Raw genomic sequence first — 25,786 nt, 5'->3', positions numbered from 1 at the left:
GGTACGACATTCGTCCTCGGACAGATGACCGTCCAGATAACGATCTATTTTTTCAAGTAACTCAACCGGGTAATTCATATGCTTTCAGCAATTCTGCCAATTGTAAACGATAACGATAATAACGCTGTTTGGCTGCTACCTCCGAGATGCCAAGAATCTCCCCAATCTCCCGATGGGTCCGCTTTTCATAATGGTACATTCGTATAAACTCCTGACCATCTCTGTCGAGTCGGCTCATAGCCCATTTAAAAACTCGTTCCTGCTCACGGTCGATTATAGCGGCATCGGCCTCTGGCGGATTATCGTCGGTCAGAACAAAGTAATGGCTGTCACGCTGTATGCGGCGTAATTCACTCTCCCGAAACCTGAAATACCTTAGTCTGCTTATCTTCCACAGGTATGTCTTCACATCTACATTGTCCTGTAGGGTAAACATACCACGCCATACATTCTCTAAAAACGCAACGATTACCTCCTGGAATAAGTCATCACAAAACGCCTGGTCAAATAAAAGTAAATCCCGTTGAGTATCGGAACGTACGAAACTTGTAACGTATCCTTTGTAACGGTACAAAAAGGTCACGGCTCGCTCCACTTCAGCGGGCTGTTTGGAGCGAATGGCCTTGACTAATTCCTGATCCGTCATCGGATGGTGCATGAATACAGCGGAAAACTAATTCTTTTTATCCCTTAATAAGGCTCGTCACGAAAAGGTAACACGGATTTCAAAAAAAAATTTAAAATAATGGATAATGCCCCTTTTTGAGTAGAATTGTATTCCGAAAACGACAACCTCATGAACCGCATTGACCGCCTGACTGCCATTCTGATTCATTTACAAACGAAGCGTATTGTGAAAGCCCAGGAACTGGCTAACCGGTTCAATATCAGCCTCAGAACGGTTTATCGGGATGTGCGGGCGCTGGAAGAAGCCGGCGTTCCGATCGGCGCAGAGGCCGGTATCGGGTATTTTCTGGAAGGATACCAATTACCGCCCGTAATGTTTACAAAATCGGAGGCCAGTGCGTTGCTCTTCGGCGCAAAATTCATCGAACGATGGGCCGATGCTTCCGTTAAGCAGGATTTCGAATCGGCGTTGTACAAAATTAAAGCGGTCCTTAAACGACCTGATCAGGAACACCTCGACGACCTTGACGCATCCGTCAATGTTCACAAACCCAAAACAGCCCCTGCCTATACCGATGGTTTCCTGACCGAAATCCAGCAGGCTATTTCCCAACGCCAGGTACTCCGGTTTGTTTACTTTTCGTTTTACTCCGATCAGACAATCACCCGCGAGGTAGAACCGGTCGGCCTCTTCCATTACGGACAGGCCTGGCACCTGATTGCCTTTTGCCGCCTCCGGAATGACTACCGTGACTTCCGCGTCGACCGGATAACGGACATGACTCCGACCGGCGAGCAGTTTTCACGGAAAGAACGGCTCTCGCTCGAAGAATACCTGAACCGGCCAAATGAACAACCGGCTACGTATGAAGTGAGTCTGCTGTTCCACAAGCGGATCAAGCGCTTCGTCCATGAAACCAAACATTTCTGGGGCCTGCATTCAGAAGAAGAAGAGGGTGAGTATATCCGCATGTGTTTCCGGACCTGCCAGCCCAAAGGCCTTGCTCGGTGGCTCCTCTCCTATGGCGATGCCGTTCAGATCGAATACCCTGATTCGTTTAAATACCTTGTTCAGGAAATTGTCGAAGACCTGCACAGCCATTATCTCAAATCCGAGGTGGTATTGCCGGTGTGATGTAGCGCCAAGGCATGCTTTGTCTCTACATCACACCGGCAATACAATGCCCGTCCTCTATCCCTTAAACGCCGGAATTCCCGTAATGTCGGCTCCCATGATCAGCAGGTGAATATCATGGGTCCCTTCGTAGGTAACCACCGATTCCAGGTTCATCAGGTGACGCATAATCGGGAAGTCGCCGGTAATGCCCATGCCGCCCAGTATTTGCCGTGACTCACGGGCAACCCGCAACGCCAGCGCCACATTATCCCGCTTGGCCATTGAAATCTGAGCCGTGGTAGCGCGGCCTTCGTTTTTAAGTACGCCGAGCCGCCAGCAAACCAGTTGTGCCTTGGTAATATCGGTCAGCATTTCGGCCAGTTTTTTCTGTAATAACTGAAACGCCGCAATCGGCTTGTTGAACTGAATCCGCTCTAACGCATAGCGGCGCGCCGTTTCGTAACAATCCATGGCCGCCCCTACTGCGCCCCAGGCAATACCGTAACGGGCCTGATCGAGGCACTGCAGCGGACTTTTCAGACCCGATGTTTCGGGCAGCAGATTTTCTTTCGGCACCCGCACATCCTGAAACACCAGTTCGCCGGTTATACTGGCCCGAAGTGACCATTTTTTATGGATTTCCGATGTGGTAAAGCCTTCCATGCCCCGCTCCACAATCAGGCCACGGATTTTGCCCTGATCGTTTTTGGCCCAGACAATGGCAATATCGGCAATAGGCGCGTTGGTGATCCACATTTTAGCCCCGTTCAGGATATAGGCCGAACTGGTTTCGGTAAAGCTGGTTTCCATGCCGCCCGGATCAGACCCATGCCCGGGCTCGGTCAGCCCGAAACAACCGACCAGTTCACCGCTGGCCAATCCGGGCAGGTATTTCTTTTTCTGCTCGTCGGTACCGAAACGCCAGATCGGGTACATGACCAGCGAGCTCTGTACCGACACACAGGAGCGCATCCCCGAATCGCCCCGCTCAATTTCCTGCATCATCAGACCATACGAAATCGAATCGAGGCCGCCGCCGCCGTACTCCACCGGAATGGTTGGCCCGAAGGCACCAATCTGGCCGAATTTTTTAATGATCTGCGTCGGGAATTCTGCCCGTTCGGCACATTCTTCAATAATCGGACTAATCTCACGGCGCACGAAATCACGTATCGACGAACGAACCAATAAGTGTTCTGCCGAAAAAAGATCATCGAGCTGGTAGAAATCCGGCGCTTCAACCGGATTTGCTTTTGCCGCACTGGATGGTTGCCGGTTAGTTGGTGTTGATGCTGGTTGCATAGGTTATAGGGAACCGTGTCAAGGTTCGGTTATGTATGTAATGAACTCCTCACAGCAGGTGCTTGTTAGCGGAATATGGCCTAAATTTGCCAAAAAAGTTGAGGATAACTACCTCACATTTGTCTATGATACATGCTTTCTCGCTCACCCTCGAGCCTCAACAGGCTTTCGATGAGGCGGTTTTCCGCGCCTGTGCGCTTACGCACCTCCGGCTGCCGGATTCGCCCGAGGTCATTGTCCGTAAAAAACGCCAGTCAATCGATGCGCGCGGCCGTCAGGTACGCGTTCATGTAGATGCCGAAGCCTACACAGGCGAAGTTGCGCCCCCGCTGATTAATTACCAAAAAAGTTACCCTGATGTTCGTCAGGCCCCGCAGGCGATTGTGGTCGGTGCGGGTCCGGCCGGATTATTTGCGGCCCTGCGCCTGCTCGATTTCGGCATCAGGCCTGTCGTTATCGAACGCGGCAGCGATGTGCGTAAGCGCCGCCGCGATCTGGCCGCCATCAACAAAGACCATACCGTCAACCCCGAGTCGAACTATTGTTTTGGGGAAGGCGGGGCCGGTACCTATTCCGACGGTAAGCTCTATACCCGGGCAACAAAGCGCGGCGATGTCCGGCGGATTCTGGAGATTCTGGTCGCCCATGGCGCCACCGATCAGATTCTGGTCGATGCTCACCCGCATATTGGCACCAACAAACTGCCAAACGTTGTGGCGGATTTGCGGCAGACGATCCTGGAGGCGGGCGGCGAGATTTTTTTTGACACCAAAGTTACGGACCTGCTCCTCGACGGAGACGAGATGCGCGGTGTGGTGGCAACGGACCTTGAAAAAGGGACAACCCGCGAAATTACCGGTTTGGGCGTTATTCTGGCAACCGGCCATTCGGCCCGCGATATTTTTTACCTGCTGCACCACAAAGGCATCACGATCGAAGCTAAACCGTTTGCGATGGGAGTCCGGATCGAACACCAGCAAACGCTTATCGATTCCCTGCAATACCACTGTGCCGACCGGGGCGATTACCTGCCGGCGGCTTCCTACAGCCTGGTCACCCAAACCCGTTTCGGCGGCGTTGAGCGCGGCGTGTTTTCGTTCTGCATGTGTCCCGGCGGTTTTATTGTTCCGGCAGCTACGGCTCCCGGGGAGCTGGTTGTCAACGGCATGTCTCCTTCCCGCCGTGATTCAAAATTTGCCAATTCGGGGCTGGTCGTTTCCATCACCGATGCCGACCTGAAACCTTACGCCCACCACGGGCCGCTGGCAGGTCTGATGCTGCAACAGGCCGTTGAGCAGCGGGCGTGGCAGATGGGCGGCGGCTCTGATACCCGTCCATCTCAGGTGGCCCCGGCCCAGCGCATTGCCGATTTTGTAAACGGCCGCGTATCCGATAGTCTGTTACAGACCTCCTACCAGCCCGGTTTACTGAGTTCGGATATGAGCGACGTCTTACCCGACCACATTGCCCGGCCACTCCGTGAAGGCCTGCGCGATTTCGGCAAGAAAATGCGCGGCTATTTATCCAACGAGGGCCAGATCATCGGGGTCGAAAGCCGGACATCGTCGCCGGTACGGATTCCGCGCCACCGCGATACGTGTGAGCATGTGCAGATACACCGTCTTTTCCCGTGCGGCGAAGGGGCCGGCTATGCCGGCGGAATCGTGTCGGCGGCGATGGACGGCGAGCGGTGTGCCGAACAACTTGCCTCGCTTTATCACAAAGTGTCCTGACAGATACATGTTAAGTATAAATCGTATATGCCTGCCTTTTTACCCATATGGCAGCACGTATGCTCATCGACGAACAACAACTTTGGCGGCAATTTCAACGGGGCGATGAAAACGCGTTCCGCGAGCTTTATCAGGCTCACGTCAGGCATCTGCTGAACTACGGACTCCGGCTAAACGGCTCTTTATCGGTGGTGGAAGACTGTATTCAGGATTTGTTTGCTGAGCTGTGGCAATACCGTAAGACCCTGATGCAGCCGGCTTCCATACGCTTTTACCTCCTCAAAGGACTCCGGAACCGGCTCAATGCCCGGTATCGCAAAGATATTCCGTATGCTTCGGGTTGGGATACTGACCCGGAGCTGCCTTTCCCCGTCGAACCCTCAACCGAACAGCGGCTCATCGAACTCGACATGGACAATGAGCTCCGGGAACGCGTCCGGCGGGCCATGGCCTCGTTGTCGCCCCGGCAACGCGAGATCCTGTATCTGCGCTATTTTAACGACCTTACCTACGAACAAATCTGCGAGGTCACCGGTGTCAATTACCAAACTGCCCGTTCTCAGATTTATCAGGCGCTGAAAACCCTGCGCGGCGAGATGAAAACCAGCTGGCTGGCCGTGATCAGTGCGCTGTACTGGCAGTTTATCTGAGTACAGTGCTCTTCTTCGTCAATAAAGTCAATTACATATCCGGATAGTACCAGTAGCTCAGTTTATTTAGCAACCGGATTCAAAAAATCGTTAAGCAAAAAACTTTCCTTGTTAACGATCCCCCCCCAACATGAACACATTAAAACATAAATCCGCGCTGACCACTGCTGACTTTGGACGCTGGCCCAAAGTCAGGGTACGCACCAGCCACCCTGCTAATCCCGATCTGGATCAGAAATACGGTACCCTTAGCTGCGTGCTTTTCCATCAGGAAGGTCTGAATATTTACATCGACGGGCTGGTGGTACCCTGGTATTTCCGGCCCGATCAGATTACCCCTCTGCTGCGTCCGGCCTACACGCTTTCCGACGAGGAAGCAAAGCAGGTGTTTACGCTGGCCTTCGGGCACGCACCGACAGATCCCGTTTCCATTATCGCTCAGGGCAGCGACGGGGTGGCGGTTTGCAGCGGCTACGACAGTGTTATCATCACGCCCGATGATTTCCGGATTACCAGTATTGCCAATCCGGCAGACGGCATGATTGTGCCGAAGCGGGTCAGTGCCGCACGCGTCTATCAGTTTCTGGACAGCTGTGGTATCGATACCATGGGCTACCTCTCACAGGGGCTGGCCCTTCCGCTTGAGGATGACATGGCAAAAAGCCCCAAAGAACCGTTCGTTATTATCGAACGCATCGCGGCCTGAAAACCGGGAAGGCGCTAAGAACCGAAGCAGCACAACGTTTTTTTGCGGGCCTTAGCTTCTTAGCGCCTTCCTGGTTTGATACGTACTACTGCACCGGCGTAAAAACCAGCTTAGGGTGTTTCATCGCATTGTCGATCAGCCGGATGGCCAGCTCCAGAATAGCCGTTTCGGCCTTAGCATCGATTTTGTCGGCGTCGTCGGTCGGGGTATGGTAGTCCGGATGGCCGCCGGTATGGAAAAACAGGACCGGAATTTTCTTCGCATAAAACGCGGCATTGTCGGAGCCACCGTTGCCGGCCCGATCGGTAAAGAACTTAACAGACGCCGTTACGTCTTTAAAGATCGCCGGCCAGGCATCTGCCGTACCATACCCGCCAATACCGATACCACGCTCCGGATTGTAGCGGCCAATCATGTCCATACACAGCATAAAATTCATCTTCGCCAGCGGCAGTGTGGGGTTTTGGAGGAAAAAACGCGATCCCTGCAACCCTAACTCCTCGGCTCCGTAGGCCATAAACAGCACGTTATACGGTTCTTTCTCCTTATTCTGAGTGTAGTGACGGGCCAGTTCGAGCAACCCTGCCACGCCGGAAGCATTGTCGTCGGCCCCGTTATGTATCTGCCCTTCCGAACCCTTTGCCAGCGAACTACCCTGCCGCCCCTCGCCGAGGTGATCATAATGCGCCCCGATTACAATCGTATATTCGGCCTGATTGTCCAGAAAGCCAATCACATTACGCGCCTCCCGCAGGCTGTCCGGTACCACCACCCGCCGTACTTTCGCCGTAAACGACTGAAAATAACCATCGGTACCCAGCGGGGCCAGGCCGTATTTTTTAAACTGTTTCGCAACGTAGGCGGCGGCCTTTGCATTTTCGGGGCTACCGGTACCACGCCCCTTCATCTTGTCAGACGCCAGAAACGTGATATGCTTCATGATCCGCTTTGGTTCAGGAGTTTGCGCGTAAACAGTGGCCGAACAAAACAATAAAGCGGCGAAAAGCGTATTTTTCATTAGAGAGAAATGATGATTTGTGTAGTAAGTCAAGGCCGCAAAGGTAACCACACCGGCCAGAACTGCCAATGATAAAACCAGCTAACAATTTAGCCCCTGCTTTCCAACGCTTTATCCAATAAAGTACTCTATTGTCACGAACAGTATACATTCCCCTGTTTAGTGACGCATGAAAATTCCGAAAACCTTACTACAAACCATCGCCGTAGCGGTGGCCGTAACAACCGTCAGTGCATCCTGCAACCTCGACATTGTAAAGCCGAAAAAGGACAAAGCCGAAAAAGAGAAAAAGATGCCGTATGACTGCCCTGGCTGTGGCTTAGGCTAATGCTGACGCGCTATGGCGATTTATCCGGCACTGGCCTGCAATCTGGACATGCACATATTGCAGGCCGGTTTACCCCTCTTTGCATCAGAACAGGTCGCGGCCCTCGAATGGTCGTTCGACAGTCTGTATGCGCAAACCGAACTCCCTGATTGGTTCGATGAGTTGCTGCTGACCTACGGACAGGCAAACCGGCTGGTCGGCCACGGCGTGTTCTTTTCGATTTTTGCCGGGCGCTGGCGGCCGGAGCAACAGACGTGGCTCAATCAGCTGGCCGACCGTGCCAACCGTTACCGCTTCGACCATGTAACGGAGCATTTCGGGTTCATGACCGGTGCCAGCTTCCACGCCGGTGCGCCCATGAGCGTGCCGCTCAACACAACCACGCTACGCATCGGACAAGACCGGCTGCATCGCATTCAGCAGGCGGCCGGTTGCGCCGTTGGCCTTGAGAATCTGGCCCTTGCCTATTCACTGGATGATGTAAAGCGGCAGGGCGATTTCCTGCATCAGTTGCTCGCCCCCGTCGATGGCCTGTTGATTATGGACCTGCACAACCTCTATTGCCAGAGCCATAATTTCGGCGTTGACTGGCGTGAGCTGCTGGCCTTGTATCCGCTCGACCGCATACGCGAAATCCACCTGTCGGGTGGTAGCTGGGAGGATTCCATAAGCGAGCCGGGGCGGATTATCCGCCGCGACACCCACGACGAAGCGGTACCGGGCCTGTTGTTCGACTGGTTACCGGTGGCCATCGACCAATGCCCGAACCTGAAATACGTAGTCCTCGAACAGCTTGGCCGCGGCCTGGTTACCGATGCTGCCCGACTACAGTACCAGGCCGATTTCACGCGCATAGCCAACAGCGTAGCGGCGCATCCAAAGGCATCGGTCCAGGGTCCGGCACCTGCGTTCAGGCCGGAAACGCCGGTGGAGCTGCCCGCTCAGCCCCTCGAAGACGAGACCCTCGCCTGGCAGCAGCAGCACCTCACTACCATTCTGGAAACCGCCGGTAGCGCCCATGAAGCCCGTCAGCAACTCGCCGCCTCGCCCCTTGCCCACAGCGACTGGGGTACTGAGCGCTGGCAACCCGCCATGCTCGAAACCGCCCTGCGGATCGCGCAGAAGTGGACGAATGGGTTTTCAGGACTACAGTAACTAACTACATGCTTTAGCCTGGAGACACTGGTGAACAGCCCCCTGAAACCGGCCTTGCTTTCGTATCAGAGCAGGAACCTACTGCTTCAGGGCAATATGAATAGTCAGGCCTGGCCGGTTACGGGACCTTACGCTGTGTCCCCAAACTGAAGTTTGGGGTTAACTAAAAATGGGCTGCTACCCACAGGGCAAGAGTAGCTTCCCCTACAAAGCAGAACCTTTTTTTCGCATATAGATCAACTCCTGATTGATATTGAGGCGGGTAAACGTATCCGCAAGCGCGGAAGGCTTCGCGCTCAGCAGGAGTATGACGCCAAAATCATACCCATATATACCCTGCATGACGAAGACGGCTACAAATGCCACTACGAATGGCTGAAAGACCGGAAGCGCATGAAAAAGGCAATAAACGACACGCTCGACGGAAAAGGCGACTGGCCCCCTAAAAGAGCGCCGGTTGTTTACGACCCGTTCTCGGTTGACCTAAAAGGGTTGCACGAACTTACACGCGATAAAACAAAAGACGACCGGTAGCTTTCGGCTATTTCTACACCTTATGCCAAGTCTTAAAAGGCTCTCTTTTTAAGGCTTGGCAATCATCATTATATAATTAAAATTCCCCAAAAATATTTAAGCATATATAACACTATAGCTATCTGTTATTCCTATTTTTTTTGTTATTAAAACGTTTCTGACGATCAATATTATATTCCGGTGCGTACATCTTTAATATCCTTTTAGCAATCTTCTTAAGTAACTCATCTTTTGACTGTTTATATATTATCATCAATGTATCTACAGGGATGTAAACTTCAGATGGCATATTATTATATTTTAATGAAGTAACAAAATGTATATCTTGAAAACCCATACGCCTTAATAATTTATAATTCTGCCCGATATCACCATTACTATTAAAGAAAAGAGTGTATATCAACCAATGAAAATTAAAATCATGTTTAAATAATGAACGGCTATAAAATGGAGAATATAATCTGCAAGCTTTAAAATGTCCGAATATATCTATAAAATCCTGTAACTCTTCCAAGAATTTCCCACCAAATATTGAACTATACCTTTCTAATATAAACATGTATGGATCATTCTTCTCGTTAATAATATCCCTATCAATTTCATCATTAAAAATATTCATCCCTTTATTATAAATAATATTTGACTCTTTAACAAAGTATATAATCTTCTTATTACTAGCGTGAAGATAATCAGCTCTCAATCTAAAAATCAGCTCTTTACTTAAATAAGCAAAATAATTTTCACTAGATAAAATCTGATAAATACTTGCCGCAGAAACGTACAAATCCTCAGTATGTGCAATTGTATCATTATTAAAACAATAATCGATTTGAGTCTGCACTAATCCAGAAACACATGATTTGCTTACATTAGATAGATACCTTATATTTGACAACAAAAAATTAACTGTTTTAATATCTTTATCATCAGCTAAGTTCATTATTATCTCGTCCAATGTATCAGACTCTACTACTTGACTATTAATCTCACAAAGCAAAAGCTCAATTACGACCAACCATGATGATTCCTTTATAGCCCTCTTTAACATTGAAAGCAACTCACTATATTTCTTTATAAAGAAATGTGAATAAATATAATGCGCTGTAAAATATTCTAGAAAAGTCTTATGGGTAAAAGAGTTCTCATAATATATTGACCGAATTCTTGCAAAATCAATGAAATTATTTGCAGCCTCTACCGCTTCGTCATGCTCTTCATAATCATTAGTATTGAACAAATACTTTGCAATAACTTTAATTACTTCATTATGTGAAATCAATTTACTTTTTTCATCTTGAGTAAAGTGCCAAAACCCTAAGTAAGAAAAGACGCCAATAATATTCTTAACTTTAATATTTATATTTAATTCTTTCTCTTTTCGGTCTCTTTTATCAACTATAGTCCTAACGCAGCCTTGATAAATATCAAATTTAGACGTAGGAACTTCTCCTTCATTCCTGTAAAGAATTAATATTAAGGACAGAATAAGTGGATTACTAATTAGCTCATTATCAATCTTATATAATTGATCTTTAATTTTTACTTTTTCATCATTAATTTGCCATTCCTCAAAACCAGCAATCAAACACCACTTATCTATATATTCATTTATTTTCACTTTATCAAAACCTTGAATCTCAAAAACATTAAAATCATCTTTTTCAAATGTAACTTCAGCATTTGATTCGAACCGGCTTGTTACAACAACTGGACATTTTGTATATCTTTTAATCAAGATAGTAATTTCATCTCTAATTGATACTCTATCAGATACATCAAAAATTTCATCCATACCATCAAAAAATATGGACACACCTCCGTTTATTAACAAGTGGTCGACAATATTAATATCAATGTCATTTATTGAGCTAACTTCTTTTATAACATGCAAGATATATTCTTTAACAGTATACAGATATTTTTTTCGGTATAAATTATATTTATGAAGCTCGATTCGTATGGGCAAAGAATCTTTAAAGTCTTTACTCATCTTAATTTTATTATTTTTATTAATTATATCAATAATCAAAAATTTAATTAGAGATGATTTTCCCGCTCCTGCATTACCGAGAATCAACACTCTATTTTTACTAAAAATAGATGATTCATAGTAAGAAATACCTGATTCAAATTCTGGTATTTGTAAATTAGTAGTTTTAAATGGTAAATTTAACATTGCTCTATCATAACTCATATCAAGAAGGCCATAACTCTTAATAGTAGTCTGAGAATGCAATCTCTTGTATTTCCTCAAAGATAATGTCGATGATAGCCAAGAATTCCTTTGTATTTGCTGGTCCTTTCTTGCTTTAATATCTGGATAAACAAACAGAGTTACCAAGTCTATGTCTCTCGGTTTATTCATACTACTAGGTATATCTAAACCAAGAAAATTTAGTTTTTTATAGACTTGATTTACATATAAATTATACGAACTAAAAATATCAATTACCTTTTCACTATATTTTATAGAACGATCAAGTTCGTTAAATTCATTTTCAAGAAGTGAAGACAATTTTTCCAATAAATCTAATGAAGAGTTTTGTTGTTTTACTTTTTGATATAAATCAGAAAAATCAATAATATTTTTAGATACAGAAAAAGATAACTTATCATTAACAATTTCTGAAATTTTATCTTTTGTTATTTTGCTATAGCTTTTTTTTTGATCTCCAATTAAAAATATAAATAACTCTCCATGCCATATATATAATTGACTGGACACATAACTCTGTAGAGTTTCTATAATCTTTTCACTACTATTATCTGAAGAGACTTGAAATGCTATCCGATTTTTATTATCGAATAGGTCAATACCTTTAAAGCCAGGATTTAATTCATAATTTATATTTTTAAGTTCTAAACCTAAAATGAGATTGAGTATTCGTGAGACAATATTCTCTAAATGTATATTGATAGAGGTCTCACCGTTTTGATTTGCAATCTTAACTTTGGCTTGGATTCTAGCAAAGTAATCTCTGACTTTCGTTGATAACTGTTCCTCTCTCATGAGATGTATTGTTGGTGGTGTTGTATAGTTAAATTCTATTGCAGGTTACACAAAATAGTGCAACCATGAGAATTTTATGATAGAGATATAGCACATACAACCGTTTGCGTAACCTATTTTACTATAAATATAGGTTACGCAAACGGTTGATTTTTTTAAGAATGTTGCTTTTCAGCTAAAAAAACAACGTTTTTGCAGAGAGGAAGATACTAAGTATCCTATTGATTATCAGCACATTACACAAAACAAAACCATATATGTGACCGCTCCTTTCTATTATATGGCCAACTATCTCAATACAAATAACTGATATTCAGTGATTTACAGCCATGTAACCTCAAATTTTTGAGTAACCACTTTTCTAACCTGGTCCTTTACATTGCAGTCATTGTTGACACCTTATCAACAAAAAAAGTACTAGCTCCTAAGCACAGTAAACAAAAGCCTAGGGTCGATGGCCAGGATGAAAACCCTCCATTACTCTTGCCGTGATATTATCGAAATCTATCTTGGTTTTGGATAATGCTAGCTCATATACTTTAATAATCAATTCATATAGCTTAGGCTCTTTCATGACAATGCCTTCATAAATAGTAAACAATTCATCTTTTGTGAACTCTCTCCTATTGAGTCTTATAACGTCTGAACTCTTAACTACTGTCATGAAATCAAACAAATCAGCATTTTCCTTTCCTAGTCCTAGTTCTACCCCGAATTGATAGAGGATATAATCTGTTTCAGATCTAAGACGGTCTATAGCTGTTTCATAGCTCCTGATTATCTGCTGCTTATCCTGTAGTCTATCATCTAGCTCCTCTATTCTAGCCTTTAGTCTGTCAATTTCAAGCTGCATATCTTTTGTAGAGTCCAATTCAGCTACTGACTTACTCTCATTTTCTTCTCCCCAAGATAAAAATTCACTCATTGATATTCCTAGTGCCCCCACTATTCGAACTAAGTATTCATAAGACAAACGGTCTCCTCTGTTTTCTAGCCGTGGGTAATTAGTTGGCTCAATATCAAGGGCTTTTGCCATGATAGTGGGCGTTATGCCTTTGCTCTTCCTGATAGCCTTAATCTTTTCTGCAATATTCATAATCAAAAAATGAATACACGAAATACGCTTATCTGATAAAAATATTCACTATCTGATGTTGCATAATCAAAAATCAATTTACGATATTTGATAGTCAATTTAAGATTACAACATAATCCATTTTTGAATATGAACATTAATAATGAATTACCTCCTGTTGCAAGTGTCCTGTATGGATATGAGCAGAAGACCGGCCTAAAAGTAAAGAGAGATAGAAGCTTTTACGCTCGTATAGAGATTAATCCCAAAAGGTTTGGCTTGCTATTGAGAGGGAAAATTGAGCCAACTATAAGCGAAGCGGATAGGATAGCGAAAGTATTCGGAGTAACTATAAATGAGATACTTACACCAAAGCAATAAAACTATGGCACAGCGAAAAAACACATTTCAGAAACTATATGGCGGCTCATGTCAGAAACGCATTCTGCCTCGCTTCACTACCAATTGGGTGCTTAGAAAAATCAGAAACGGCCATATCCTTCAGGTTCGCGGCCGCTGTAAAGGTCATGCAGGCACCTATCTTTCTACTGGAATCTATGTGGAGCCGGGCCAGTTCGTTCGGGAAACTCTGACGATAGTAGGCGATCCCTCGAGCACCTTCCGGATTCGGCAATTGCAGGCGGACATTCAGCGGGTTTTCCTCGAGCAGGAGACTATGGGCCGCACCACCCACCCGGACGAAGTAATGAAAATCGTACTGGGAATCCGGAGCCGGAAATGTCCTACAATCCAAGATGCAATCCGCCTTTTCGTCGAAGCAAAAAAAGAACTGGTAGGGGCTGAAATACAAGAACGTACGTTCAAACGCTATGAACAGTACGAAAAAATTCTGACCGCGTTCTTCACCAAAAAATATGGGGCTAATACGGATATTCGTGACCTAAAGCCAATCCTGAAAGACCACTTTCTGAAATATTGCAAGGTCGAAAGGAACTACGTGCATAATTATTTTCTTAAGATTTTCGGCTTTCTCCGCTCCATACTTGATTACGCAGTAGCCTATGAGTGGGTAGACAGGAATGTCCTGAAACACATACGCCTACGGAAAGAGAAAACAGACCCACGCGTACTGTCGATGGAGGAAATCGAAAAATTAAAGGGGCTTTCTTTTGACGATCAAACTCTAACCCATGTGCGCGACTGCTTCCTTTTCTCCTGTTATACAGGTCTTGCCTATGTCGATATGGCCGCTCTCCGAAAAGAACATATTATCAACGTAAATGGCATCAAAGCCATTTTGAAGAAGCGACAAAAGAGTGGCGTTCAGTTCTTTACACCGCTCTTTCCGGATGCAATTGCTCTGCTGAAAAAATATGAAAACCATGAAATTTGCACAATAAAAGGTGTGCTTCTCCCGGCGATTTCAAATCAGAAAATGAATTCCTGGCTGAAAATAATAGGTCAGACAGCCGGTATCAAAGAAAAGCTTCATACCCACATGGCCCGGAAGACCTTCACTCTATATGCTGAAGAGCTGGGCTTCGATCTCACCCAGACGGCCACAATGATGGGACACACAAACGCCAGCATGACCGAAGCGCTCTACTTTAAGCGCCGCAAGGAGCCGGTGATTAAGCGATACAAAGAACTTTTCGCGGACCTGGAGACTAATCAAAACTAAATTCAAAATGCCCCCGCCTGCTGACACAGGACGGGGGCTTAATAGCTGAATGACGTTGTTTTTAGGGAAGTGAATCTACGAAAATTACCCTGACCGGCAACACTCGCGGCACAACCCGGCCCTTTAAGACCAGCAAAACCGGAATTACTTCAACCCAAAAAAGCCCCGGCAACCGTTCGAGCGGCACCGGGGCAAAAATCTCAAAATTTAGACATGGCAAATATACTCCGAAATATCATATCAGACTGGGCTAATCTCACGGCCGCACATATACGGGACCCCAAAAGCGCCCCCAGCAAATATTTTAGGGCAAATGGCCATACCCATATGCATGGTCATGTGAGTATTATTATCATTAAAAACAACACCGGCCATGACAGCAAATGAAGATCAGTCATTTTTCGACATGCTTCCGGACGATCCGCTGAAGCTAAAAGAACTACTGCACGAACAAGCTGCCCTGAACGGCATACTACAGGCCAGGTGCGATTACCTTCTCAATGTCATTCGAGACCTGCACAAAGAACGCAAGGTGCTCCGGCGTTTCGTTCTGCCCGAAAATTAAGCCACAGCCCGCCTTTTTGGCGGGCTTTCCCATTTGGACGCACCTGTACTAGTAATCAACTTATTAACAGTCGAAAAATGAACACGACTTTTCAGCCAACCCCCTGGGCAGAACCAAACACTTCAGCAGTACCGGCACCGGCCAGAATGCTGACTTCACCTGTTGTGCAGGAAAACCAAAAACGAATCGTTCAGTTGGAAGACAATATCTTAAGCCCCGAAAATACATCACAGGTCAATAAGCCTGCACAGGTTCAGGCTGGTCAGCGGGTAGGTCTGGCAGACCTTCAGAAATTCAAGGTAAACAGCAAAACCAATTATCCGGCACCTACGCCGGTCATTCGTATTGCAGGGGCAAATTTTGGTTTACAGGGCATGATTTCGGCGTTGACCGGCCCCCCTAAATCCGGCAAAACAACCGTCATTGGCTTTATGCTGGCCACCGCTTTCACCCGCCTGGAAAGTCCTTCGGAATCGCTTAGCATTCTTACGGCACCGGCAGGCAGGCGTGACGTGGTTTATCTGGATTTTGAGCAGCATGTAAGCAGTACCCAACAACTGCATGATAAGGTGTTAAAGTATATCGGCATTCCGGAATCCCCCCCTAACCTGCATACGTATAACCTGCTACAGTACTCGATGGACGAGCGACGGCAAGCTATAAGCGCCATCTTTAATGAGCTGGATTTACATCTGCTGATCATCGACGGCCTGGCAGATATTTTGCCGAGTGTCAACGACGAAGAGAAGGCCAATGCACTGATTGAAGAACTTGCCATACTTGCATCGAAGCATAATACCTGTGTGGTTGTCGTCATTCACGAGAACAAAGGGGGCGGCTCTGTACGTGGTCACTTAGGCAGCCAGATCGAACGCAAGTGCGCCGGGCTAATCTCAGTCAAAAAGGACCGCGAACGCAAAGAACATAGCATTGAAAGCCGGTTAATTCGGATTGGCGCTGAGTTTGATAACGTCTACTTCAGCTACAGCGAAGAAAAGGGAAGAATGGTACAGCTGGACGCATTGACTACCCAGCAGCGAATCGAACAGGCAGCGCAGGAAAAATTAGGCAAAGACCGCGATCCTGTCTTCCTGAACGGACTAATGTTCAGATGCTTTGAGAAAGCGTCTACGCTCACCAAAACCGAACTACGTGCAGAAGTTTCCAGGATAGACAATCAGGCAAAATCCGACAAGACCGCAGACCGCCGGATAGCCGGTGCAATTGCACTTGGAATCATTGACAATCAGGATGGACAATACCGGTTTGTCCCGAGTCAGAACCCTCTTTCTGCAATTTGATTTTTTTTAGACAAGCGGACACCCGGACAACGGCCAATATATATGGACAGACAGACAATTATATATATAGGGACAATTGTCTTGTCTGTCCAGGGTTCCGGACAACCTGGACAATTGTATTTGTCTATGATTTTGTCCAATTGTCCGCCAAAACGCTCCCTGATTTTATATAATATTCTGCAAACACGTTCCAATAACCCTTAAAACAGAATATTATTCGGACAGACAAGACAACGGACAGTATATAAAGAGATACGCGGCATTTTGTCTGTCCTGTCCATTGTCCGAATTTCCTTTGGTTGTCCGGTTGCCTGTCCGGGTGTCCCGAAAACAGAATATTCTTTGCTGAAGCACAGCCCCCCCACAGGGGTATAAATTTTTTCCCAATGACTCAATTAACCGCCGATACCGTAGCCAGTTTTATCGCAGCCTTACAAGCTCCGGCCTATAAGGTGCAATTGCACAACCGGTCAACAGATACAGGCTACTGGGTCGAATACTCCCCCCTGCAATTACAAAGCGCCGTTGGCTTTCTGCGCGGTAAGAATGCTGAAGGCTTTGACATCTATTGCCGCCCTGTCGGCCATCAGTACGTACTACTCGATGACCTGACCAAAGACCGGTTGGCGGAGCTGGCTACGCTCCTGCCCTGTCTGCTACTCGAGACCAGCCCGGCCAACTACCAGGCATGGCTAATTCTGTCCTTTCTGCCGGAAAACCGCGAACAGGCCAAAGCCATCTGTCAGGAACTGGCTACCCGTTTCGGTGCAGACATGGCCAGCGCTGAACCCGATCACGTGGGCCGTCTGCCGGGCTTTACCAACCGCAAGGAAAAACACCGGCAGGCGAACGGTCTGTTTCCCTTTGTCCGGCTACACCGCTGGCAACATCGGCTGTCCACTTTTCACCCCTGTGGGGGGGCTGTGTTTCAGCCCCAACAAAGACCACCGGTAAACACGCACTCCTTCAGCCATTCCGGTAAAAACAGCACAAGCGAATATGACTTTGCTAGGGTTTGCAGCTTAATCCGTCTGGGCTGGTCAGATCAGCAGATTATAACAGAGTTGACCGAAACAAGTCCGGACATTAGAAGCCGCAAGGGTAAACACACGGACACCTATATACGCCGTACAATTCAGGCCGCACACAAAATGCTTTCCATAGGTTAGATTGCAATTCTTGCAATCCAGAAATACCCTTTTTTATAGCGCAAAATAGCCATTAATCGACTGATTTACAGTTTGTTAATGGCTATTTTCATGGGAAATTTCCAATGGTTTTGAAAGCACTTTTGCAATCCTTAAAAGCATTACTTCGCTGATAATCTGACACTTACCCCTTTTTTGTACAAAAAAACAGGGGTGTGACACACCCCTACCCCCCAGTTCACGCACAGCACTCTTTTGCAATTGCATAGGGGGGCTTGCACGATATATGAATGGGAGTACATAAAACACCCCTTTTCCTGCCCTTTAGCCGCTTAACAAATGCCAGAACCCGGCCCGTCCTAATTAGCCAGTCCAGCCAAAATTCACGGAAAAAACCTCAAAAGATGAAAGCATTAGTCCTGGGTAATCTCAACTATCACATGCTACAGGCTCTCCAAAAAGCAGGAGTTGAATATGAAGACCATAATCCGCTGGAATTGTATCTGTATGTCAGCGAGTCAATCAATGGCTACGACCGTGTATATGACGGCAGGGCCGAACTTGATAAACCCGAACGCCTGAAGATCAAAGACTTTGACTTTATACTTCCGCGATTGTCCGGACAGCTCGAACACCGTACCGTTATTCTGGAGCATATCAACCAGAATCTTGGCGTTTACTCGCCTCAGACGGCCACGGCGCTGAAAACAGCATCTAACAAGATACTGACCACGTTAAAGCTTTCACAGGCCGGAATACGCACGCCTAAGACCGTCTGGGCGAAAGCTCCTGCACATCCGGAGTATATTATCAAAAATATGCTCGACGGTTTGCCGATTGTGGTTAAAACCGTTCACGGTTCGCAGGGCGCCGGCGTGTCGATCCTGGAAACGCAGCTGAGTGCAAATACAACACTCGAAAGTTTCCACAAATGCGAGATAGACGTAAAGATGCAACGTTATATTGACGGCGGATTTAAGGATATACGGGCGATCGTTGTCGGAGATAAAGTTGTATGCTCAATGGAGAGAACGGCGAACAAAGGAGACTTTAGGGCCAATCTAAGCAAGTCCGGCAGCGGGCGCAGTATTGAACTGTCGAAAGAAGACCAGGAAATTTGCGTTGAAGCAAATAAAGCCGTCGGGCTGGAACATTCCGGCGTTGACCTGATGAAAGACAAAGACGGTACAACATTCGCCATAGAAGTGAACGGCAACCCGGGGACGAAAATCATTGATGTTACCGGGGTAAACTTTTTTGAGCATCTCATCGAACATTGCATTAGGAAAGCAGGCGGTAAGCCAAAGCAAAGTGCGGAAAGCGACGGTAAAAGCTCGCAGGTAGCGACGCCGGTAGTAAAGCAAATGCCAACATCTCTCTCAGAGACAGATCAGGCACTTGCCGATTTAAAAGCTGGAAAGAAAATTAGCGAGTACTGGTATTAGGCTTAACCAATCAAATGGCAGAAGAAAACAATTTGTCTGAAGAGCAGGAAGATACGCCGGTCGATGTGGAGAAATTACGCTTTCTGGGCAGAATAAGCCGCTATGCTGAGCGTGGAAGGCTTCACGCTCAACAAGAACACGAAGCTAAGATAATGCCGATGTACACCCTGCATGACGAAGACGGTTACCGGAGCCATGACGAATGGTTAAAAGACCGGAAACGAATGAAAAAGGCGATGAACGACGCGCTCGATGGAAAAGGCGACTGGCCCCCAAAAAGAGCGCCAGTTATTTATGACCCGTTCTCTGTTGACCTGAGAGGGTTACACGAACTTACACGCGACAAAACAAAAGACGACCGGTAGCTTCCGGCTATATACCCCCATTTAATTTTTATCTACACCAAAAAGCTTGGAGGATAGACGATTGAGACAAGATATTTCAAGGTTGTGGAAGTAAAGCCCGGATTCATTGAGTCCGGGCTTTCTTGTTTTGTGTAACCGCTAGTGGCGATCATTTCAGGGTACATATGGGGTTACATAACAACTTTAAAAAAATATACTAATACCTGATTTTCAGCACTTTACACAAATAAATATATAATTCGTTTGAATAAAGTAGTTTTAGCTGCAACTTTCATCAGAAAAGGAAGAGCCGAATCAATAAACCTCTATATATCAAATACTTACAAAAAAAATATAACATTTGGAATAGATTTTATTACTTTTAAAGAAAATACGTTTTTTGGAAGATAAAGTAACCTATTTAATGTTATAAGAGGTCACTTTATGTATCATTAGATGAATTGTTCATTCTGAATAAAAAATATAAATTGATAAAGTTCAATAACTATCATTAGTTATAACCTTATTTGGCATTGATTTTGAACTATCTGATAACAAATAAATAGCCAGAATTAATGAGTAATTTAATATCTCAAAAATAAATTAATATTGAAAGTTAACTTCTCGTCAACTATTCATTTATTAAGAAAATGATCACAAAATACATTTCTATCGAATTCTCAAAATCAATAAGTGAAGATGACTTAAATAACTTTAAGGATACACTTCATTTATATGATTTAGATTTCAATGGAAATATAATTAAAAACAATCTTCGCGGCACATTGATATCAACTGGTATGTTTAATTTAATCAAAGGGCCTTTAATTAAATCACTTACTCAGAGCGGACTTAACTATATTGTAAAAAATATTACGATAGATAATACTTAAACCCAGCAAGCCGAATTTATCTCATTTGCTAAAGAATTCCACTGGCTTGAGACGAATGAATTTACGTTTATCTTCAAGTGTTGTAATCTAGACTGATAGAATCTAAAATCTTGGGGTCCATTATATTTATCTAACATATAGATATACGACCTTAGGAACCCAACAACTAATGTTGTAGAAATCACACCGCCTTTTTTAGTTTTCATTTGCCATTCATCTTTATATTTATCTTTTATAGCACAAAAATATTCTGATAGCTCTTTGCTACAATATTCAATATATTTCCCTAGTTCAGTATCATTATTATTAATTTCAGAATTACCTCTGCCAATATAATATTTATATAGAGTGGTTTGCGTTTTGTCTATTGCAACAAGCTTTCTTAAACCGAAGGTAGATATGCTTGGAGTCTTAAGTCCTCCTTTGATCAATTCAGAATTTGAAAATAAGCCATCAAACGGACGGTTATTATTTAGATTATTAATCACGTTAAAAGATATACCATCAGCAGAATAAGGGTTATTCATAGCTTGTATATGCTGAATCAGATCAGGCTTTACTTTCTTTTGTTCTTTGTTTATTTGCAAAAAAATTTCACTCTCAATTTTCCGCTTATTAATATCATTGAATTTATCTTTATCAAAGCATAACCCTGTAACGAATAAATGTCTCTTGTTCCTTAGTTTTCCAATTTCTTTTTCAAGTGTATCTTCGCCTTCATGATGCGAATAAATTCTATGTTGCCCATCAATAACTCCAATAGAATTTATTTTATATGGAATCATCATCGTAGCATTTTTAAACTGGTATGTCTGAAAAATATTAATTTCAGTTTCATCGTTAGAATCTTCGTTCTTAGCTACAAACTTTATATCAAATGGTAAACTTACAATAATACTATCAATAAAAGTACGCTTTTCTTTAGCTAAAAACTTACGAATATTCTCAGTTTTTCTTTTGTCTAAAAGTCTTTGGTAAGGGCCTGCTGATGCATCCCAACTATCTTTTCGTAAAACATAAGCACATTCCATTAGCTCTTTAGCTTTCATGACAAAAGTTACTACCTGCACGCCATCAGGAAAACCAGAAGCTGTTTCTGGAAGTATGACAGCTGTTTCAATCCTACTAACAGCTTGACTTGATCCAGGATTACCAATATCATTTAGTTCTAAATTAAGGCATTTAAAAAGATCGAACCGAGCAGTATGCTTTATTGTAGAAGCTAAATTTGAAAAATATGCTATTGTCGTATGATCAAAAAAAACCAGAGACTTAAAGTTATCTCTTAAAGCTGTATTAATAAAATTATCCGATGCATAAACATAAAATAGTCTATATTGGCTAACGTTATAATCATCATACTTAGCGAAATTAGCCTTAAATTTATCTTTAAGATATTCGATAAGTGTTCCAACATTTTCTTTAACTTTTCCATAATAGTAATCTTTCTTTCTAATATGGTCAGTACTAAAATTTGATATAGTTTCTTCAACAATTAAGAGTATGTTTTCATATATATATATTCCATCAAACTCACCTGTTTGTCCATCAAAAGTTAAGTGTTTACCTTCTGTTTTCAAATACTCGAAGCCCATATTTTTAAACATTGACATTAGGCTTCTATGTAGCCTACCTTGTCGCTTCCTCTTTTCTAAATCAGTAGCATTAAGCTTTACTTTTTTAGTATTAGACTTAGCATTTGCCTTTGTTTTTTTTGTAACTGGACGAGTCATCTTTATTATATATGTTTAGGAATTATTCGATTTCTTTTATCCAAGAGACAGGTATTTGAGCAACTTTTTCAGTAGCAGAAGGAATGTAAATTGGTCGATCAATCGGACGAGTTTTAAGTTCTCCTCTTTTTAATTTTTCTATTCTATCTTTTGCGATATCGCAATATTTCAATTCTTTATCAATACCAATTGAGTTTCTATCATTTTTAAGCGACGCAATTAAAGTTGATCCAACTCCCGAATAAGGATCAAGTACCCAACTATTTTTATTTGTCAACGCTAAAATACATCTTTCAACTAATTCAACGGGAAACTGACAAGGGTGTTCTGTCTTTTCTAAATGGTTTGCCTTTACATTTGGAATATCCCATATAGCGGTTTCCCAATCCTGAAGAACGACCTCCCAAACATCTGATGGATTTTTCCCTAATGGATTGCCAGATGGTTTTCCCTTCTTCTCGCCTTTATGATATAGTTTACCCGGATATTTAGATGGGACTCTTACCTCATCCAAGTTAAAAATATAATTCTTGGATTTTGTAAACCAAAGAATGGTCTCGTAGCGGCCGGAGAATTTATTTTTAGCCTGTAATCCATGTCTATAATGCCAAACTATACGATTTCTTAATTGTAAGCCGTACTTCTTGAAAATCTGGTAGTAAAAAATATCTAGCGGAAATACTTCTCCATCTTTCACGTAATTTCCTATTTGCCAGCAAATACTACCTTCGTTACTTAATACTCTTATTAACTCTTTAATAACCTCTTCTTGGCTTTGCAGATAAAGTTCGATTGATTGCTTCACTTCATATTCTTTACCTACATTATAAGGGGGCGAAGTTACAATTAAATCAAAAAATCCATCCTTAAAAACCTTCAACTCTTTTAATGTATCCCCACAAACTATTTTAGCATTCAAATTAGGATTAATGATATCAATCAGCATTTTTTCTCCTTTACCATTTTTCATTCTTTGAGGCAAAATACAATGTTAATTTATCTGTTTATTTTCCTTCGTATAGACCACACAAAAAAATGCATCATAACTCCTTGATAATCAACGAATTACAATGCATTTGCAGAGAGGAAGAGATTCGAACTCTCGATACGGTTTCCCGCATACACACTTTCCAGGCGTGCTCCTTCAACCACTCGGACACCTCTCTGTATATCCATACTGAACATCAATCACTTGTTTATCCAGTATGGATGATTTTCCTATGTAAAAGGCCCCCATTTTTGGCCCTGACACCCACTGATTGCGCAGCGAATGGGGCGCAAAATAACAGACTATTCCCTGAAAATCAAAAGAAAATCAATTTCATGCGTTCATCTCTATCCCATAAACCGCTCAAAACCGGCTTGTTAAGTAAACACTTTGATCGATCCGGAGAATAATTTATTCCCCATACATACAAAACGTACCCTTTTTTAGTTATAGCTTTAACACTATTCCGTCAATTTATTGCAGTATAGTAACACGATCTACAACTACCCATGGTAACGCTTGACAACTCTTTTTCGGACACTGATCACGAGCACTGGGACGGTATCCGTTCGGGCGAGAAATCAGCGCTCGAAGCGTTGGCATCCCGCTATTACCGGCCTCTTTTTCACTATAGTACCAAATTTACGGCCAACCACGCCCATATCGAAGACTGCCTCCAGGACCTCTTTCTGTCTATCTGGGAAAAACAGCAGACGCTGCCGCTGGTACACTCGGTTAAGGCTTATTTGTTTACGGCCATCCGCCATAATATCCTGCACCGTACACAGCGCGACAGCCTGTTCCGGCCGCTCAACGATACCGACGAGGCAGAAGCGCTTGATATTAGCCCCGAACGGCTGTTGCTGAGCCGTGAAGATGACCTGATTCAACAGCAACAGCTCAAAAAATCAATTGAACAACTCCCTCAGCGTCAGCGGGAAGCCATCTACCTGCGCTACTTCGAGGAACTGTCGTACGAAGAAATCGCTCAGGTCATGGGGCTGAACCGGCAGGTGGTGGCCAACTACCTGCAACATGCGCTACAGACGCTCCGCAAACATTATCAGAAATTTGTCTTCACCGGCCTCCTTGCCTTGCTGGCCTGGTTCTGGCTTGGCTAACTCCGTTGCGTCACCACGTATTTTTATGCGTTTTTCGGGCTTATCAACATTTTTTTAAAAAATTTCACCTCAGCAAGATTACTTTTTGCTTTCCCGATACTCATCGCTCTGACAACGGTATGAAACGATAACAAAAAAGCGGTGACGCCACAGGAATTAATCGACAACAAATCATTCAGACGATGGGTCTTTAACCCCGTCGGCGATGCAGCGGAGGCCGACCGGATCTACTGGGAAAACCTGCTGGCGGAGCATCCTGAATACCAGGCAAACGCCGAACTCGCCCGCCAGTTCCTGCTGTCGGCGCGCGGCGACTTACCGGCCTTGTCCGATCAGCTGGTTTCGGGCCATATCCGGAAACTGATGGAACGCGTCGAAACCGAACGGGAGCCTATATACGAAACACCGGTTGTGCCTTTATCCCGCCGTCCGTGGCGGTGGATGGCCATAGCAGCCAGTGTGACCGTGTTACTGCTCGCCGGTGTATGGACCAAACGCGGGTGGATGACACCGGATTCGGGCTACGAAGCACTCAAGGAACACGCTCCGACCCCCTTAACGGAGGTAGCCAATTCCGGTACCGCACCACGGCTTGTGCGCTTGCCCGACGGCAGTCTGGTTAAGTTGCAGCAAGGGGCCAGAATCAGCTTTCCGGCCACCTTCGACGCCGGGCAGCGCGAGGTATACCTGAGCGGCACTGCCTTTTTTGAGGTGGTTAAAAATCCGGCTCAACCCTTTCTGGTGTATGCCAATCAGCTAACGACGCGGGTTGTCGGGACAAGCTTTACGATTTATGCGCCGGAACGCGGGCCGACCACACGCGTTGTGGTCCGCACCGGAAAAGTGGCCGTTTATCCGGTTCAGCCAGCCAAAACAGCGACGCCTCCCGCCACGCATACGGTTATGCTGACAGCCAACCAGCAGGCGACATACCGGGAGGGCGCTCCGGAAGCCGAAAAAGCCAATGTCGACGCCCGTGTGACCATAACGCCGGAAGCCCTGGCCAGCCGGTTTACCTTCCGGCGGACGCCTTTACCGGCGGTTTTTGAGACCATTGAACAGGTGTATGGCATTAAACTGCTCTACAACGCCGGCGATTTTACGCATTGTACACTAACGACGAGGCTTGAAAACGAATCGTTGTTTGAAAAACTCGATGTCATCACGGCCAGTACGGGAGCGACGTACGACCTGACACCCGACGGAAGCATTCGCATTTTACCAGGGCAGGGTTGCCAGTAGGCACTCCGTCCGGGACTGTACCTGACACGTTTACTCAACACTATGCAAAACTATTGTACTCAACATGGGTTGGGCACCCGTATGCGCTTACGGCAAGCGTTGGCCCCCG

The 25,786-nt window shown here is 44.9% G+C and carries 23 protein-coding genes and 1 tRNA gene; 16 read left to right on the top strand and 8 right to left on the bottom strand.

Annotated elements, in window-relative coordinates; all coding sequences use genetic code 11:
- Positions 1 to 61 precede the first annotated feature (61 nt).
- Positions 62 to 646 carry an RNA polymerase sigma factor gene (locus BLX24_RS13895; RefSeq protein WP_071503754.1) on the bottom strand — a complete coding sequence of 195 codons (585 nt, stop codon included), beginning with the start codon at positions 644 to 646 and terminating at the stop codon, positions 62 to 64.
- Between the two features lie 150 nt (positions 647 to 796).
- Between BLX24_RS13895 and BLX24_RS13890 the strand changes: the two genes are divergently transcribed.
- Complete coding sequence (locus BLX24_RS13890) at positions 797 to 1,762, top strand: helix-turn-helix transcriptional regulator (protein ID WP_071503876.1); 966 nt, start codon at positions 797 to 799, stop codon at positions 1,760 to 1,762.
- 57 nt (positions 1,763 to 1,819) lie between these two features.
- Here BLX24_RS13890 and BLX24_RS13885 read toward each other — a convergent pair whose 3' ends face one another.
- On the bottom strand, positions 1,820 to 3,046 hold the full coding sequence (locus BLX24_RS13885; RefSeq protein WP_071503753.1) for an acyl-CoA dehydrogenase family protein: 1,227 nt from the start codon (positions 3,044 to 3,046) through the stop codon (positions 1,820 to 1,822).
- 125 nt (positions 3,047 to 3,171) lie between these two features.
- Between BLX24_RS13885 and BLX24_RS13880 the strand changes: the two genes are divergently transcribed.
- The 3 genes from BLX24_RS13880 to BLX24_RS13870 all read left to right on the top strand — a co-directional run bounded on the left by BLX24_RS13880 (position 3,172) and on the right by BLX24_RS13870 (position 6,135).
- Positions 3,172 to 4,779: an NAD(P)/FAD-dependent oxidoreductase gene (locus BLX24_RS13880; RefSeq protein ID WP_071503752.1), complete on the top strand. Its 1,608-nt coding sequence runs from the start codon at positions 3,172 to 3,174 to the stop codon at positions 4,777 to 4,779.
- 47 nt (positions 4,780 to 4,826) lie between these two features.
- Complete coding sequence (locus BLX24_RS13875) at positions 4,827 to 5,429, top strand: RNA polymerase sigma factor (protein ID WP_083421973.1); 603 nt, start codon at positions 4,827 to 4,829, stop codon at positions 5,427 to 5,429.
- A 130-nt stretch (positions 5,430 to 5,559) separates the two neighbouring features.
- Positions 5,560 to 6,135: a hypothetical protein gene (locus BLX24_RS13870; RefSeq protein ID WP_071503751.1), complete on the top strand. Its 576-nt coding sequence runs from the start codon at positions 5,560 to 5,562 to the stop codon at positions 6,133 to 6,135.
- 85 nt (positions 6,136 to 6,220) lie between these two features.
- Here BLX24_RS13870 and BLX24_RS13865 read toward each other — a convergent pair whose 3' ends face one another.
- A complete protein-coding gene (locus BLX24_RS13865; RefSeq protein WP_071503750.1) occupies positions 6,221 to 7,153 on the bottom strand; it encodes a M20/M25/M40 family metallo-hydrolase in 933 nt (310 codons plus the stop codon).
- A 169-nt stretch (positions 7,154 to 7,322) separates the two neighbouring features.
- On the opposite strand from BLX24_RS13865, the gene BLX24_RS32705 reads away from it, so the two are divergent.
- From BLX24_RS32705 to BLX24_RS32700, 3 genes are all read left to right on the top strand, one after another.
- Positions 7,323 to 7,481, top strand: coding sequence for a chryseobasin-related MNIO class RiPP peptide (locus BLX24_RS32705; RefSeq protein ID WP_177225839.1), 159 nt, complete (start codon positions 7,323 to 7,325; stop codon positions 7,479 to 7,481).
- 12 nt (positions 7,482 to 7,493) lie between these two features.
- Positions 7,494 to 8,636 (top strand): multinuclear nonheme iron-dependent oxidase, encoded by a 1,143-nt coding sequence (locus BLX24_RS13860; protein WP_083421972.1) that lies wholly within the window; start codon positions 7,494 to 7,496, stop codon positions 8,634 to 8,636.
- 393 nt (positions 8,637 to 9,029) lie between these two features.
- Positions 9,030 to 9,170: a hypothetical protein gene (locus BLX24_RS32700; RefSeq protein WP_177225838.1), complete on the top strand. Its 141-nt coding sequence runs from the start codon at positions 9,030 to 9,032 to the stop codon at positions 9,168 to 9,170.
- A 118-nt stretch (positions 9,171 to 9,288) separates the two neighbouring features.
- On the opposite strand, the gene BLX24_RS13855 is transcribed toward BLX24_RS32700, so the two are convergent.
- Both BLX24_RS13855 and BLX24_RS13850 read right to left on the bottom strand, forming a co-directional pair.
- Positions 9,289 to 12,180, bottom strand: coding sequence for an SMEK domain-containing protein (locus tag BLX24_RS13855; protein WP_071503749.1), 2,892 nt, complete (start codon positions 12,178 to 12,180; stop codon positions 9,289 to 9,291).
- 445 nt (positions 12,181 to 12,625) lie between these two features.
- Positions 12,626 to 13,276 (bottom strand): helix-turn-helix domain-containing protein, encoded by a 651-nt coding sequence (locus BLX24_RS13850; RefSeq protein WP_071503748.1) that lies wholly within the window; start codon positions 13,274 to 13,276, stop codon positions 12,626 to 12,628.
- Positions 13,277 to 13,405: 129 nt separating this feature from the next.
- Here BLX24_RS13850 and BLX24_RS32695 point away from each other — a divergent pair, with 129 nt between their 5' ends.
- The 7 genes from BLX24_RS32695 (at position 13,406) to BLX24_RS13815 (ending at position 19,721) form a co-directional block, all read left to right on the top strand.
- On the top strand, positions 13,406 to 13,636 hold the full coding sequence (locus tag BLX24_RS32695; RefSeq protein ID WP_071503747.1) for a helix-turn-helix domain-containing protein: 231 nt from the start codon (positions 13,406 to 13,408) through the stop codon (positions 13,634 to 13,636).
- 4 nt (positions 13,637 to 13,640) lie between these two features.
- Positions 13,641 to 14,897, top strand: a complete 1,257-nt coding sequence (locus tag BLX24_RS13840) for a site-specific integrase (RefSeq protein ID WP_071503746.1) — start codon at positions 13,641 to 13,643, stop codon at positions 14,895 to 14,897.
- 373 nt (positions 14,898 to 15,270) lie between these two features.
- Positions 15,271 to 15,462 carry a hypothetical protein gene (locus tag BLX24_RS13835; RefSeq protein WP_071503745.1) on the top strand — a complete coding sequence of 64 codons (192 nt, stop codon included), beginning with the start codon at positions 15,271 to 15,273 and terminating at the stop codon, positions 15,460 to 15,462.
- 77 nt (positions 15,463 to 15,539) lie between these two features.
- A complete protein-coding gene (locus BLX24_RS13830) occupies positions 15,540 to 16,763 on the top strand; it encodes an AAA family ATPase (RefSeq protein ID WP_071503744.1) in 1,224 nt (407 codons plus the stop codon).
- Positions 16,764 to 17,149: 386 nt separating this feature from the next.
- Entirely contained in the window at positions 17,150 to 17,932 is a 783-nt protein-coding gene (locus tag BLX24_RS13825) for a DNA-primase RepB domain-containing protein (protein ID WP_071503743.1), read from the top strand.
- Positions 17,933 to 18,315: 383 nt separating this feature from the next.
- On the top strand, positions 18,316 to 19,356 hold the full coding sequence (locus BLX24_RS13820) for an ATP-grasp domain-containing protein (RefSeq protein ID WP_071503742.1): 1,041 nt from the start codon (positions 18,316 to 18,318) through the stop codon (positions 19,354 to 19,356).
- Positions 19,357 to 19,370: 14 nt separating this feature from the next.
- Positions 19,371 to 19,721 carry a hypothetical protein gene (locus BLX24_RS13815; protein WP_071503741.1) on the top strand — a complete coding sequence of 117 codons (351 nt, stop codon included), beginning with the start codon at positions 19,371 to 19,373 and terminating at the stop codon, positions 19,719 to 19,721.
- An 868-nt stretch (positions 19,722 to 20,589) separates the two neighbouring features.
- Here the strand turns inward: BLX24_RS13815 and BLX24_RS13805 are convergent.
- The 3 genes from BLX24_RS13805 to BLX24_RS13795 form a co-directional block, all read right to left on the bottom strand.
- On the bottom strand, positions 20,590 to 22,326 hold the full coding sequence (locus BLX24_RS13805) for a DGQHR domain-containing protein (RefSeq protein ID WP_071503739.1): 1,737 nt from the start codon (positions 22,324 to 22,326) through the stop codon (positions 20,590 to 20,592).
- Positions 22,327 to 22,348: 22 nt separating this feature from the next.
- The gene (locus tag BLX24_RS13800) at positions 22,349 to 23,296 is read right to left on the bottom strand and encodes a DNA-methyltransferase (RefSeq protein ID WP_071503738.1); all 948 of its coding nucleotides are present in this window, start codon (positions 23,294 to 23,296) and stop codon (positions 22,349 to 22,351) included.
- Positions 23,297 to 23,405: 109 nt separating this feature from the next.
- A tRNA-Ser gene (locus BLX24_RS13795) sits at positions 23,406 to 23,492 on the bottom strand.
- A gap of 331 nt (positions 23,493 to 23,823) precedes the next feature.
- On the opposite strand from BLX24_RS13795, the gene BLX24_RS13790 reads away from it, so the two are divergent.
- Both BLX24_RS13790 and BLX24_RS13785 read left to right on the top strand, forming a co-directional pair.
- Positions 23,824 to 24,435, top strand: a complete 612-nt coding sequence (locus tag BLX24_RS13790) for an RNA polymerase sigma factor (RefSeq protein ID WP_071503737.1) — start codon at positions 23,824 to 23,826, stop codon at positions 24,433 to 24,435.
- Between the two features lie 141 nt (positions 24,436 to 24,576).
- Positions 24,577 to 25,677: a FecR domain-containing protein gene (locus BLX24_RS13785; RefSeq protein ID WP_071503736.1), complete on the top strand. Its 1,101-nt coding sequence runs from the start codon at positions 24,577 to 24,579 to the stop codon at positions 25,675 to 25,677.
- The last annotated feature ends 109 nt before the right edge of the window (positions 25,678 to 25,786 follow it).

It is taken from the genome of Arsenicibacter rosenii (genome assembly GCF_001870735.1).
GTDB lineage: Bacteria > Bacteroidota > Bacteroidia > Cytophagales > Spirosomataceae > Arsenicibacter > Arsenicibacter rosenii.
Note: the sequence above shows the minus strand (reverse complement) of the source record. Positions and strands in the feature narration are given on the sequence as shown.

Coding starts and splice junctions, on each gene's coding strand:
- BLX24_RS13850 (WP_071503748.1), bottom strand. CDS start 13,276: ATGAATATTGCAGAAAAGATTAAGGCTATCAGGAAGAGCAAAGGCATA.
- BLX24_RS13890 (WP_071503876.1), top strand. CDS start 797: ATGAACCGCATTGACCGCCTGACTGCCATTCTGATTCATTTACAAACG.
- BLX24_RS13855 (WP_071503749.1), bottom strand. CDS start 12,180: ATGAGAGAGGAACAGTTATCAACGAAAGTCAGAGATTACTTTGCTAGA.
- BLX24_RS13800 (WP_071503738.1), bottom strand. CDS start 23,296: ATGAAAAATGGTAAAGGAGAAAAAATGCTGATTGATATCATTAATCCT.
- BLX24_RS32695 (WP_071503747.1), top strand. CDS start 13,406: ATGAACATTAATAATGAATTACCTCCTGTTGCAAGTGTCCTGTATGGA.
- BLX24_RS13815 (WP_071503741.1), top strand. CDS start 19,371: ATGGCAGAAGAAAACAATTTGTCTGAAGAGCAGGAAGATACGCCGGTC.
- BLX24_RS13875 (WP_083421973.1), top strand. CDS start 4,827: ATGGCAGCACGTATGCTCATCGACGAACAACAACTTTGGCGGCAATTT.
- BLX24_RS13885 (WP_071503753.1), bottom strand. CDS start 3,046: ATGCAACCAGCATCAACACCAACTAACCGGCAACCATCCAGTGCGGCA.
- BLX24_RS13805 (WP_071503739.1), bottom strand. CDS start 22,326: ATGACTCGTCCAGTTACAAAAAAAACAAAGGCAAATGCTAAGTCTAAT.
- BLX24_RS13825 (WP_071503743.1), top strand. CDS start 17,150: ATGACTCAATTAACCGCCGATACCGTAGCCAGTTTTATCGCAGCCTTA.
- BLX24_RS32700 (WP_177225838.1), top strand. CDS start 9,030: ATGAAAAAGGCAATAAACGACACGCTCGACGGAAAAGGCGACTGGCCC.
- BLX24_RS13820 (WP_071503742.1), top strand. CDS start 18,316: ATGAAAGCATTAGTCCTGGGTAATCTCAACTATCACATGCTACAGGCT.
- BLX24_RS13895 (WP_071503754.1), bottom strand. CDS start 646: ATGACGGATCAGGAATTAGTCAAGGCCATTCGCTCCAAACAGCCCGCT.
- BLX24_RS13790 (WP_071503737.1), top strand. CDS start 23,824: ATGGTAACGCTTGACAACTCTTTTTCGGACACTGATCACGAGCACTGG.
- BLX24_RS13830 (WP_071503744.1), top strand. CDS start 15,540: ATGAACACGACTTTTCAGCCAACCCCCTGGGCAGAACCAAACACTTCA.
- BLX24_RS13840 (WP_071503746.1), top strand. CDS start 13,641: ATGGCACAGCGAAAAAACACATTTCAGAAACTATATGGCGGCTCATGT.
- BLX24_RS13865 (WP_071503750.1), bottom strand. CDS start 7,153: ATGAAAAATACGCTTTTCGCCGCTTTATTGTTTTGTTCGGCCACTGTT.
- BLX24_RS13860 (WP_083421972.1), top strand. CDS start 7,494: ATGGCGATTTATCCGGCACTGGCCTGCAATCTGGACATGCACATATTG.
- BLX24_RS13870 (WP_071503751.1), top strand. CDS start 5,560: ATGAACACATTAAAACATAAATCCGCGCTGACCACTGCTGACTTTGGA.
- BLX24_RS13880 (WP_071503752.1), top strand. CDS start 3,172: ATGATACATGCTTTCTCGCTCACCCTCGAGCCTCAACAGGCTTTCGAT.
- BLX24_RS32705 (WP_177225839.1), top strand. CDS start 7,323: ATGAAAATTCCGAAAACCTTACTACAAACCATCGCCGTAGCGGTGGCC.
- BLX24_RS13835 (WP_071503745.1), top strand. CDS start 15,271: ATGACAGCAAATGAAGATCAGTCATTTTTCGACATGCTTCCGGACGAT.